At 69.2% G+C, this 12,015-nt stretch carries 8 protein-coding genes and 1 pseudogene; 3 read left to right on the forward strand and 6 right to left on the reverse strand.

The features are described from left to right. The first annotated feature begins 3 nt into the window (after window positions 1-3). Both shc and FVA80_RS28675 read left to right on the forward strand, forming a co-directional pair. The gene (gene shc, locus FVA80_RS28670; protein WP_147910328.1) at window positions 4-2,001 is read left to right on the forward strand and encodes a squalene--hopene cyclase; all 1,998 of its coding nucleotides are present in this window, start codon (window positions 4-6) and stop codon (window positions 1,999-2,001) included. Between the two features lie 188 nt (window positions 2,002-2,189). After that, window positions 2,190-2,900, forward strand: coding sequence for a phosphorylase (locus FVA80_RS28675; protein WP_246692188.1), 711 nt, complete (start codon window positions 2,190-2,192; stop codon window positions 2,898-2,900). 168 nt (window positions 2,901-3,068) lie between these two features. Here FVA80_RS28675 and FVA80_RS28680 read toward each other — a convergent pair whose 3' ends face one another. Next, window positions 3,069-4,610, reverse strand: a complete 1,542-nt coding sequence (locus tag FVA80_RS28680; protein ID WP_147910326.1) for a Do family serine endopeptidase — start codon at window positions 4,608-4,610, stop codon at window positions 3,069-3,071. A 332-nt stretch (window positions 4,611-4,942) separates the two neighbouring features. On the opposite strand from FVA80_RS28680, the gene FVA80_RS28685 reads away from it, so the two are divergent. Next, window positions 4,943-5,320: a hypothetical protein gene (locus tag FVA80_RS28685; protein ID WP_147910325.1), complete on the forward strand. Its 378-nt coding sequence runs from the start codon at window positions 4,943-4,945 to the stop codon at window positions 5,318-5,320. A gap of 24 nt (window positions 5,321-5,344) precedes the next feature. Here FVA80_RS28685 and FVA80_RS28690 read toward each other — a convergent pair whose 3' ends face one another. From FVA80_RS28690 to FVA80_RS28710, 5 genes and pseudogenes are all read right to left on the reverse strand, one after another. Next, window positions 5,345-5,716: a type II toxin-antitoxin system VapC family toxin gene (locus tag FVA80_RS28690; RefSeq protein WP_147910324.1), complete on the reverse strand. Its 372-nt coding sequence runs from the start codon at window positions 5,714-5,716 to the stop codon at window positions 5,345-5,347. Continuing rightward, window positions 5,713-5,907: a type II toxin-antitoxin system VapB family antitoxin gene (locus FVA80_RS28695; RefSeq protein ID WP_147853926.1), complete on the reverse strand. Its 195-nt coding sequence runs from the start codon at window positions 5,905-5,907 to the stop codon at window positions 5,713-5,715. Before FVA80_RS28695 ends, FVA80_RS28690 begins: the two co-directional genes overlap by 4 nt. 592 nt (window positions 5,908-6,499) lie before the next feature. Then, complete coding sequence (locus tag FVA80_RS28700; RefSeq protein ID WP_147910323.1) at window positions 6,500-9,217, reverse strand: valine--tRNA ligase; 2,718 nt, start codon at window positions 9,215-9,217, stop codon at window positions 6,500-6,502. 114 nt (window positions 9,218-9,331) lie between these two features. Beyond that, window positions 9,332-9,860: pseudogene (locus FVA80_RS28705) on the reverse strand (DUF2497 domain-containing protein). A 198-nt stretch (window positions 9,861-10,058) separates the two neighbouring features. Beyond that, a complete protein-coding gene (locus FVA80_RS28710; protein WP_147957913.1) occupies window positions 10,059-11,669 on the reverse strand; it encodes a TolC family outer membrane protein in 1,611 nt (536 codons plus the stop codon). Window positions 11,670-12,015 lie beyond the last annotated feature (346 nt).

Here is a 12,015-nt window from a genome sequence, read left to right on the forward strand (position 1 = left end):
ACCATGAGAGAGGCCGTAAGCAAGGTCGAGCCGCTTCAGCGCTCGAAGACCCAGGGGATCTCGCTCGACGACGTCGAGCGCGGCGTGGCGCAGGCGACGCGCGCGCTGATCAACCTGGCGCACGATGACGGGCATATCTGCTTCGAGCTCGAGGCGGATGCCACGATTCCGTCTGAATACGTCCTGTTCCACCACTTCCGCGGCACGCCCGTGCCCGAAGGCCTCGAGGCCAAGATCGGCAACTACCTGCGCCGCACCCAAGGCCGGCACGGCGGCTGGGCCCTCGTCCACGAGGGGCCGTTCGACATGAGCTGCACGGTCAAGGCGTATTTCGCCCTCAAGATGATCGGCGAGGACATCGAGGCGCCGTACATGCGCCGGGCCCGGGAGGCGATCCTGTCCCGCGGCGGCGCCGCCAACGCCAACGTCTTCACCCGCTTCATGCTGGCGCTCTACGGTGAGGTGCCCTGGCGCGCCGTGCCGGTGATGCCCGTGGAGGTGATGTTCCTGCCGAAGTGGTTCCCGTTCCACCTCGACAAGATCAGCTACTGGGCCCGCACCACCGTGGTGCCGCTGTTCGTGCTCCAGGCGACCAAGCCGCGCGCCCGCAACCCGCGCGGGATCAGCGTCCAGGAGCTGTTCATCACGCCGCCCGAGAGCGTCCGCACCTGGCCGGGCTCCCCGCACGCGACCTGGCCGTGGACGCCGATCTTCGGCTTCATCGACCGGATGCTGCAGCTGGTCGAGGACCGCCTGCCGCGCAAGAGCCGGCAGCGCGCCATGGAGAAGGCTCGCGCCTGGGTCAGCGAGCGCCTGAACGGCGAGGATGGCCTGGGGGCGATCTTCCCCGCCATGGTCAACTCGGTGCTGATGTACGAGGTGATGGGCTACCGGCCCGATCACCCGCAGGTCCGGGTCGCCTGCGACGCCATCGAGAAGCTGGTGGTCGAGAAGGCCGACGAGGCCTACGTCCAGCCCTGCGTCTCCCCGGTCTGGGATACGGCGCTGGCCGCCCACGCCCTGCTGGAGGCCGGCAGCCCCGAGGCCGAGGCGCAGGCCCGCGCCGGGCTCGACTGGCTGAAGCCCCGCCAGGTGCTCGACATCGTCGGCGACTGGGCGGCGCGCAAGCCGAAGGTCCGCCCCGGCGGCTGGGCGTTCCAGTACGCCAACGCGCATTACCCCGATCTCGACGACACCGCCGTGGTGGTGATGGCCATGGACCGGGCGATGCATCAGCATGGGCTGGTCGCCGGCATGCCGGACTACAAGGCCTCGATCGCCCGCGCCCGCGAATGGGTCGAGGGCCTGCAGTCGGAGGACGGTGGCTGGGCGGCGTTCGACGCCGACAACAACCACATGTACCTCAACCACATCCCGTTCTCGGACCACGGCGCGCTGCTCGACCCGCCGACCGCGGACGTCACCGCCCGCGTCGTCGGGATGCTGGCGCAGCTCGGCGAGACCCGGGAGACCTCCCGGGCGCTCGACCGCGGCGTGAATTACTTGCTCAACGACCAGGAGGAGGACGGCTCCTGGTACGGCCGCTGGGGCATGAACTTCATCTACGGCACCTGGTCGGTGCTGTGCGCCCTGAACGCTGCGGGGGTCGATTCCGCCGATCCGCGGATCCAGCGCTCCGTGTCGTGGCTGATCCGGATTCAGAACCCGGATGGCGGCTGGGGCGAGGACGCCTCATCCTACAAGATCGATCCGGCCTTCGAGGCGGGCTCGTCCACGGCTTCGCAGACCGCCTGGGCGCTTCTGGCCCTGATGGCGGCCGGTGCGGTCGACGACCCGGCGGTGACCCGCGGCATCAACTTCCTGACCCGCACGCAGGGCGCGGACGGGTTCTGGAACGAGGAGCGCTACACCGCCACGGGCTTCCCGCGGGTGTTCTACCTGCGGTACCATGGCTACCCGAAGTTCTTCCCGCTCTGGGCGATGGCGCGGTTCCGCAACCTGAAGCGCACCAACAGCCGGCGCGTCCAGTTCGGCATGTGACGCGCCCGGCGCCGACCCTCGGGCCGACGCCACCGTTCGGGACGACGCCGGAGCGGATCGCAAGACTCCTTCCGCCCGCGAACCCCGGTATCCCGCACGTGGCTTCCTCCGACGACGATCCCGCGGCGCCGGCCCCTCGGCGTTCGCGGCTCCTTGCGGAGCTCGCCGGACTGGTCCACCAGCGCGCGATGATCGATCCTGCCGCGCCCGTCCTCGCCGTCACCGGTCTCGCCCGCGAGCGCCGTCTTGCGGCCGGAGAGGGGGTCGAGGCGGTCGGAGCCGGCGGCAACCCGCACCGCCTGCGTCAGCTCCTCGACGCGCGTCCGCAACCGGGCTGCCGCGCGGTGATCAGCTTCGGTATCGCGGGCGGCCTCGACCCGTCCCTGAAGCCCGGCGACGTGGTGGTGGGTACCGGGGTCATCGGCGAGGAAGGCCGGCGCGCCGCCGACCTCGACCTCTCAGCCACGCTGCTCAACGCCCTGGCGGGCATCGGCCCCCGGGTCATCCCGGCCGACCTCGCCGGCGTCGACACCGCCGTACTCGGGGTCGACGGCAAGGCGGACCTGCGCGCCCTGACCGGCGCCGCCGCCGTCGACATGGAATCCCACGTCGCCGCCGCCTTCGCGGGCCGCCACGGCCTGCCCTTCGCGGCCCTGCGGGTGATCTGCGATCCCGCCCACCAGGCGCTCCCGGCCTTCGCGGCCCAAGCGCTCACCCCGGACGGCGAGCCCGACATCGCCGCGGTCTTTTTTGCTTTTGCCCGGGGACGGGCCAGGATTGGCGACCTGATGCGGTTGGCCCGTGATTCGAACGCGGCCTTCGCGGCCCTCAGCAAGTGCCGCACGCGGTTGGGACCGGGGCTCGGGATTCCGGTGCCGCCTCATTCGGTGTCCGACTGACAGGTCCGCGATTGCTCGGTGCTGCACCCATGCCCCGGGAGACATCCGGTGGCGCATCGAACCCGATGCCAGAACAGAAAAAGACGCCGGCTTATTCGGCCAGCGTCAGGTGGGAGGAAACACGAGGCGGCGCGGGGGAAAAATCCCCGCGCCGGGTCTGAATCGGCGTCAGCCGGCCTTCTTGCTCAGGGACACCGCCACGAAGCGGGTCTGGCCCTTGCTGCTCTTCACCCGCATCAGCACCGCCTTGCGGCCGCTCGACTCCGCCGTGCGGATCTGCGCGGCGACGTCGGAGGGGCGGGTGACGCTCTGGCCACCTACGTCCAGGATCACGTCGCCGGCCTCGATGCCCTTAGCGGCGGCCGGACCGTCGGGATCGACCTGCACCACGGCGACGCCCTGCTCGGACAGGCCGACATCGGCGGCCGGCGCGAGGTTCAGGCCGAGCCGCGGCTGGCCGTTGCCCGAATCGTCGTCGCGGGTGGCGACCTTGGTGCCGTCGGTGGGCATGGCGCCCAGCGTCACCGTCGCGGTGTCGGTCTTGCCGCCCCGGAGATAGCTCAGCTCGACCTTGGCGCCGGGCTTCATGCCGGCGATCCGGCGTGAGAGCTCCCGGGCGCTGTCCACCGTGTCGCCGTTGACCTTCTCGATCACGTCGCCGGCCTTCAGCCCGGCCTGGGCCGCCGGGGTGCCGTTCTCGGCGTGGTCCACCAGGGCGCCCTTCGCCTTGTCGAGGCCGAGGCCGTCGGCGATGTCCTGCGTCACCGGCTGGATCTGCACGCCCAGGTAGCCGCGGGCGACCTTGCCGTCGGTGCGAAGCTGATCGACCACCGCCTGCACGGTCTCGGCCGGGATCGCGAAGGCCAGGCCGACGCTGCCGCCCGACGGGGACGCGATGGCGGTGTTCACGCCGACCACCTCACCGTTGACGTTGAAGGTCGGGCCGCCGGAATTGCCCTTGTTGATCGGGGCATCGATCTGCAGGAAGTCGTCGTACGGGCCGGCGCCGATGTCGCGGCCGCGGGCCGAGACGATGCCGGCCGTGACGGTGCCGCCGAGGCCGAACGGGTTGCCGATCGCCACCACCCAGTCGCCGACCTGCGGGGCGGTCTTGCCGAACTGGACGTAGGGGAAGTTCGAGCCCTCATTGATCTTCAGGAGCGCGACATCGGTCTTGGCATCCTTGCCGATCACCTTCGCGTCGAGGGTGCGGCCGTCGTCGAGGGTCACCTGCACGGTCTTGGCGTGGTCGACCACGTGGTTGTTGGTCACCACGTAGCCGTCGGCCGAGATGATGAAGCCGGAGCCGACCGCGCCGCGGGAGCCCTGGCGCTGCTGCGGCTGGGGCTGGCCGCCCGGACCGTTCTGGCCGAAGCGACGGAAGAACTCGCGCAGCTGCGGCGGCACGTTCTGGAGGTTGCGGCCCTGGCCGGGGCCATCCTCATCCTCGCCCGGCGCCGAGTCGTCGAGCTTGACCTTCACCGAGACGACGCCCGGCTTCACCTTGTTGACGATGCCGGCGAACGAGCCGGGCGGGTGCTCCGGAGCCTCGATCGGGGTCTTGGGCAGGGCCTGGGCGTAGGCGGGGGTCACGGAGGGCAGGGTGGTGCCGAGGGCTCCGCCGGCGATCAGCGCGGCAGCAGCCACCGAGGCGAGAGCGCGGCGCGAGGTCCGGCCGGACAGCGAGCTTTGGGGACGGGTCTCGGTCATGGGAATCGCAACCTCTTGAAACGGATCGGGGCGACGCCGGGGGACGCGGCGTTCGATGCGATCGGTCTAACGGGCGGCGCCTGACCCCCGCGTGGCGGTCAAATTACGGTTTGGACATGTGCGCCGATCCGGGCCGCGGCGGCCATGGCCGGCTCTCGGACGGTAGCCTGGCGGAGCCGTGTTTGGGGGGCGGCTCGGGGCGAAATCCGCCGCGTGTGCCACGTGTCACCGCGCGCTCGGGATGTCGCGCTACAGTCCGATCGATTCCGGCAGGCGGCTACAACCTTTGGCTCTGCCGGCTGGTGTCGCGTGAGATGCGTGAGGATCGGGTGATGAAGGCGATGTTTGCTGTGGTCCTGCTGTTGGGTTCGGTAACCGCCGCTATGGCAGCCGATGGGTACTCGGATTATCGGAACTATTTCAACGAAAAGCCGGCTGTCGGCGATCGGACCAAGCTGAAGCCCGCGCGAGCGACGTCCCATTCCATGGAGGCGGTCGATACGCGGCGCTACGAGGACGGCGTTGCTGACGGAAAACTGGACAACCTTAAGGCGGGCTATCGGAACCGGGCCGGGATCTACGTGCCGCCCGACTATTCCACGCACCCGCGCGGCCCGACGGGCGACGGTTTCGGCAGCGCGAGCAGCGATTCGTATGGCAGCGTGAGCGCGCCCAACCCGTTCGCGGGTCCCCTTGGTACCCGTCGCTGAAAACGCCTCGCCGGGCTTGCCGCCCTACTGGACCGCTCGGTATGACACCCCGAGCCGTTCGCTCACCGCGGCCAGGCGTCTGTCGCGTGTCCATATTCGGGAGCCCGGCATCAGCTTCGCCGATGCCAGGAGATGTGCGTCCACATAGCCGATGCCGAGGCCGTGCAACGCGTGCTCCGCGATCAGGAGCATGACTTCATCGTGGGCCGCGACGTCGGCCGGCGGCATGTCTTCCAGGGTCGCGATGACGCGTTCGCGGTCGCGGATGCTGCCCAGCGCCAGTTCGCCGATGACGAAGGGATGAACACGCTGGCTCATGTCGGTCAGGATCGCGGTGACGGATGGATCCGTCGCCGCGAGGTGATCGATCCAGATGTTCGTATCGATGATGATCACGGTTCGGAGCGTCGGCGCGTCCCGGCCTGGGCGTTCGAATCGCTCCCCCCAAGCAGGATCATGCGCCGGGACGCCTCACGCTGGACCAGCGCGCGCAGGGCCTCACGGACGAGTTCCGACTTCTCCGTGATGCCTGTGTAGTGCTGCGCCTTAGCAAGCAAATCATCGTCTAGGTTGATCGTCGTCCGCATCACGTTCTCCCCAGCGAAGCATCGATTATGACATCATATGATGTCGTTTTCCATGCCGAACTGCGCTCGACCGCTGCTCGGTGGTTCGTTGTCGAGATGCCGCGGGTTCCCGAAGGACACGGCCGCTGGCAGTGCACGCAGTCCGTCCGAGGCTTTTGGATTGGTTTGTCCGCGAGGAGCTTTGACAATGGGATCGAGCGTTTCGGACCACACAGGCCAGGTTCGACGGCATGCGCCGATCTCTCACCAGGGTAATAGCCGCGACGGCGGCACTGAAGGATAGAACCGGGTCGCAGAGGGGCATCCTCCCTCGAGGGATTCCGAGTTTCCGCAGACGCTTCAGCTGCTACCCTGTCTTCCCCGGGGCGCCGTAGGCGAGCCCGGGATCCAGAGCCGCGGACGGCGCAAGCCACTAATCCGATAATGGTTCTGGATCCCGGGCTCCGCTTCGCGGCCCCGGGATGACGAAGCTGTTTTCAGAACGGCCTTTGCAAAGACCCATGGGTCACCGGCCAAGCGGGGCAGTGATATGCCGACCGCTGCTGCAAACACCTTGAATGGGCTCGGTGCGAACTCGCTATGAGCGAAGCGATCAGCCCCCGCTCAACCGGGCCAGCGCCTCCTCGATCTTCACCAGCCGCGCGGACTCGGCCTCCCGGCGCTCGCGGTTCTCCTCGATGATATCCTCGGGGGCGCGGGCGACGAAATCGGCGTTGCCGAGCTTGGCGTCGACCTTCTTGATCTCCCCTTGCGCCTTGCCCTGCTCCTTCTTCAGGCGCGCGACCTCGCCGGCGAGGTCGACGATGCCTTCGAGCGGCAGGGCCGCGACGCTGCCGCGCACGAGGAGCTGCACCGCGTTCTTCGGCGGCGTCTCCGAGACCGTGATCTCCGAGAGCCGGGCCAGGCGCAGCAGCGTGTCCCGCCAGGCCTCGATCCGGGTCCGCACCTCCGGGGAGGCCCCGACCATCACCAGGGGGATCTGCGCCGCGGCCGGGACGCTGGTCTCGGAGCGGGCCGAGCGCACCTGGCTGACGAGGTCGACCACGAAGCCGACTTCGGCCTCGGCGTCGGCATCCGCGAGGCCTGCGAGATCTGGCCAGGCCGCAAGTGCCAGGAGGCCGCGCTCGGGGACCGCGGCGCCCTTAATCGCCCAGAGTTCCTCCGTGAGGAACGGCATGAACGGATGGAGCAGCTTGGCGACCTGATCGATCAGGAACGCCACCGTCGCCTGGGTCTCGGCCCGGACGGCCGGATCGACGTTCTCGCCCTGCAGCACCGGCTTGGCGAGTTCGAGGTACCAATCACAGAATATATTCCAGACGAACCGGTAGGCGGCGCCGGCCGCGTCGTTGAACCGGTAGGCTTCGAGCGCCGCTGTGACCTCACCCACGGCGCGCGCGGCCTCGGTGAGCGCCCAGCGGTTGATCGCCCCGGTGATCGCCCGCGGGTCGTAGGCGGGATCGAGCTGGCAGCCGTTCAGCTCGGCGAAGCGGGCGGCGTTCCAGAGCTTGGTCGCGAAGTTGCGGTAGCCCTGGACCCGATCGGCCGAGAGCTTGATGTCGCGACCCTGGACGGCGAGCGCGCACAGGGTGAAGCGCAGGGCGTCCGCCCCGACCTGATCGATCAGCTCGAGGGGATCGACGACGTTGCCCTTCGACTTCGACATCTTCGCGCCGGAGGCGTCGCGCACCAGCGTGTGCAGGTAGACCGTCTCGAACGGCGCCCGATCGGTGAGGTGCAGGCCCATCATCATCATCCGGGCGACCCAGAAGAACAGAATGTCCTTGCCGGTCACCAGGGCGTTGGTTGGGTAATAGCGGGCGTATTCCGGGGTCGAATCCGGCCAGCCCAGGGTCGAGAACGGCCAGAGCGCGGAGGAGAACCACGTGTCGAGGACATCCGCGTCGCGGGTCAGCGCCACGGGGCCGCCGTGCTTGGCCTCGGCCAGCGCCAGGGCCTCGGCCTCGCTCTCGGCCACGAAGATCCTGCCGGCGTCATCGTACCAGACCGGGATCTGGTGGCCCCACCAGAGCTGGCGCGAGATGCACCAGGGCTCGATGTTGGTGAGCCACTGGAAGAAGGTCTTTTCGTAATTCTCCGGGACGAACTTGGTCTGGCCGTCACGCACCGCCTGGAGCGCGCGCTCGGCCAGCGGCTTGACGTTCACGTACCACTGATCGGTGAGATAGGGCTCGATCACCACGCCCGAGCGGTCGCCGTGCGGCACCGCATGGGTGTTGGGCTCGACCGCGCGCAGGCGGCCGCGCGCCTCCATCAGGGCGACGACCTCCTTGCGCGCCCGCGCCCGGTCGAGGCCGTGCAGCGCCAGGGCCTCGGGCTCGGGAGAGGTGTCGGCCAGGAACGCCGCGTTGCCGTCGAGCAGCATACGGCCCTCGGGGTCGAGGATGTTGATCACCCCGAGGTTGCAGCGCCGGCCGACGTCAAAGTCGTTGAAGTCGTGGGCTGGCGTGATCTTGACCGCGCCGGTGCCCTTCTCGGGGTCGGAATAGGTGTCGGCGACGATCGGGATCAGGCGGCCGACCAGCGGCAGGCGGACCTGCTTGCCGACCAGCGCCGTGTAGCGCGCATCCTCCGGGTGGACCGCGATCCCGGTATCGCCCAGCATCGTCTCGGGCCGCGTGGTGGCGACCGTGATGACCTCGCCGGTCTCGGCCCCGTTCGCGTCGACGATCGGATAGTCGAAGTGCCAGAGATGGCCCTTCGTCTCGATCTGCTGGACCTCCAGGTCCGAGATCGCGGTCTGGAACTTCGGATCCCAGTTCACCAGCCGCTTGTCGCGGTAGATCAGGCCCTGGCGGTGCAGGTCCACGAAGGTCTTGAGCACGGCGCGGCTCAGGCCCTCGTCCATGGTGAAGCGCTCGCGCGACCAGTCACAGGATGCGCCGAGCCGCTTCAGCTGGTTGACGATGGCGCCGCCGGATTCGGCCTTCCAGGCCCAGACCTTCTCCACGAAGGCGGCGCGGCCGATCTCGCGGCGGCCCGGCTCCTGGCGCTCCATCATCCGGCGCTCCACCACCATCTGGGTGGCGATGCCGGCGTGGTCGGTGCCGGGCTGCCAGAGCACGTCCTTGCCGCGCATCCGCTCGAACCGGCAGAGCACGTCCTGCAGCGTGTTGTTGAGGGCGTGGCCCATATGCAGAGAGCCCGTCACGTTCGGCGGCGGGATCACGATGCAGTAGGGGGGCGCTCCGGCGCGCTCGGGCCGGCCGGCGCGGAAGGCGTCCGCGTCCGCCCAGGCGGCTGAGATCCGCGCCTCGACGGAGGCGGGCTCGAAGGTCTTGTCCATCATCGCAGGTATGGGCCGGCGCTCGTCCAACAGGGTTGGACCCGCTTTCGACCGTCAGGCCGCGTCCGTCAACACGCACCCGGCACCGGGCAGGCCCGATGCGGGAGGGCAGCGCGCTCAGCGGCCGCGCGAGACCCGCTCGATCTCGGCCCGGACCAGCCGCTCGACCACGGCCGGGAGGTTGTCGTCCAGCCAGGACTTGAGCATCGGCCGGAGCATGTCCTTGACCAGGTCCTCGAGCGTGCGGGCGTTCTGGGTCAGGACCGTGTGGGCCAGCAGGTTGAAGGCGCCGTTGACGCTGGCGTCGGTCGCCGCCGAGACCAGGGTCTCGGCCTCCGGCTCCGGCCGCGGCGGCGCCTGGAAGACCGGCTGCGGCTGCGGCTGCGGGCTCGGCTGCGCGGGCGGCGGCTCGGGCTCGGGCTCCGGCTCGGCGAACGCCTCGTCCTCGAAGTCGATCGCGTCGAAGTCGAGGGGCCGGGGGCGGCTCCGGCGGGGCCACGGCGCGGGGCCGGATGACCGGCTCGGCGACCTCGGCGAGGTCGAGCACGTCGTCCGGCTCGGGTTCGGGCACCGGCGCGATCTCGGCGGGCTTGGCCGCCTGATCGTCCGCGATGATCCTTCGGATCGAGGCGAGGATCTCCTCCATCGAAGGCTCATGCGCCTTATCGGCAGCCTTGTCCTGGAATTTCGAGTCCGGGATCTTGGGGCTCGCTGCACTCATCAACAGGCGCGCTCGGGCATGGGATGTTCGGAGGATGACCCGATCGGGCCGGTCGTCAAACAGTATTCCATGCCAATTCGTCGCGGCAAGCGCGCCTGCACCACACTCCCCTGGGAAAAGACCTCAGCGTCCGTCCGGGGTGCGCAGGCCGAACCACAGATCCTTGACCTGATCGTAGTGGATCTTGGCACTGTAGTACTCCACCGGCAGGGCGGTGAAGCGGGCGGTGAGCTGCCCGATCGACTGGACCACGCCGTAGGAGAAGATCACCCGGTCGCGCTGGGCCAGGATCAGGTTCACCCGCGAATTCAGCAGTTCCTGCTGCGCGTTGAGCACGTCCAGGGTGGTGCGCTGGCCGACGCGGGCCTCCTCACGCACGCCGTTCAGCGCCACCTCGTTGGCCTGGACCTGCGCCTGGGCGGCGATGACCTGCGCCTTGGCGGCCTCGAGGCGACCCCAGAAATCGACGATCTGCGCCCGCACTTGGTCGCGGACCTGATCGACCTGGATGCGGTACTGGCCGACCGTCTCCTTGGCCTGCCGGATCTGCGCGTAGGTCTGGCCGCCTTCGTAGATCGGGATGTTGAGCCGGCCGCCCACGAACCCGACGAAGAAGCTCTGGTTTGGTCCGTTCTGGTCGTAGAGCTGACTGAGCGAGCCCTGCAGGCTGAGGGTCGGCGCGAGCTGGCCCTCCAGGATCTTGACCTGGGCCTCGGCGCCGTCGACCGCGTGGATCGCCGACACGACCTGCGGATGCTCGCGCAAGCCGATGGCGATGGCCGCGTCGAGGCTGACCGGAACGTACCGGTCCAGGGGACGGCCCGGCGCCAGCTGGCGCGGCTCGACGCCGATATTCTGCCGGTAGACGCCGATGCTGGTGCGCAAGGTCGATTCCGCCGCGCTGACCTGGGAGCGGGCGCCGGCGAGCCGGGCCTCTGCTTGGGCCACGTCGGTGCGGGTCACCTCGCCGACGTTGAAGCGGTCGCGCGTCTGGCGCAGCTGCTCCTCAAGGACCTCGACGTTGTTCCGGTTGAGTTCCAGCGTCGCCGTGTTGCTCAGCACGTTCATATACGCCTGGACGGCGTTGTAGAGCACCGTGATCTCGGTGAACCGCAGGGTCTCGCGCTGGCTGTAGACGGTGGACTCGGCCCGGCGGACGGTGTTGTCGGTCTGGAAGCCGTTGAAGATCGTCTGCGAGACGGTCAGGCTCGCGCTGCTCGGAAGATAGGTGGTGCGCGTCGTCCGGTTCGATGTGACGACCTGGGAGGTCACGTCGTTGGTCGTGGTCGCGCCGCCGGCCGACTGGCCGGCGGTGTTCGAGGCCAGGCCGCCGGCCGATGCCCGTGCTGCCGAGCCCGCCCGCGGCAGTCCCCACCCCGATCCCGGTCGTGCCGCCCGCGCTCGCGCCCCCGAGGCCGGAGGCGCCGGACGCGCCCGTCGTCCCCCAGCGGTCGTTCCCGTGCTGGCGGTGCTCGCGCCGGTGCTGGTCGCCCCGGCGGCCGCCGAGACGCTGCTGCCGCTGCGGGTCTGCAGATACTGTACGCCGATCGAGGCGCCGACATTGACCTGCGGCCGGTAGCCCGCCTGCGCGATGGCGACGTTCTCGTCGATGGCTCGGACGCCGGCACGGCCGGCATTCAGAGACGGATTGCCCTGGTAAGCCTTGGAGAGAGCGCTCTCCAAGGTCTCGGCAAGAGACGGATTCGTGGCCAGGATCGCGAGGCCGGACGCCATGCCGATCACTCGGAGCGTGGGGCAACTCGCTGGTGGACGTATTGTCACGATAACAAGCCCTTGCGGTCTTTATAACGGTCCGGATGTCCGCCACGAAAACGGCCAAGGTACGGCGTTACGCAGGGATCCGATCAAGCCCGCCCCACCGTCACGCTTAGCGCAAATCCGCCGGTTTGGCTCGGGCTTGCCCGGCGTCGGCGTCGAAATGTGGCGCGTTGGGGCATTAAGGTGACACACGGCGCACCGCCTTGGCGGAGGGCTTCGGCAGAGCGCCACGCCGTGTGAAAAGACGGTCCCGCACGCGCGAAACCGGCCCTGCTGCGAGGGGGATGCGGGTGTTCCGCAC

Origin of the sequence: Methylobacterium sp. WL1, assembly GCF_008000895.1 — a bacterium.
In the GTDB taxonomy this organism is placed as follows: Bacteria; Pseudomonadota; Alphaproteobacteria; order Rhizobiales; family Beijerinckiaceae; genus Methylobacterium.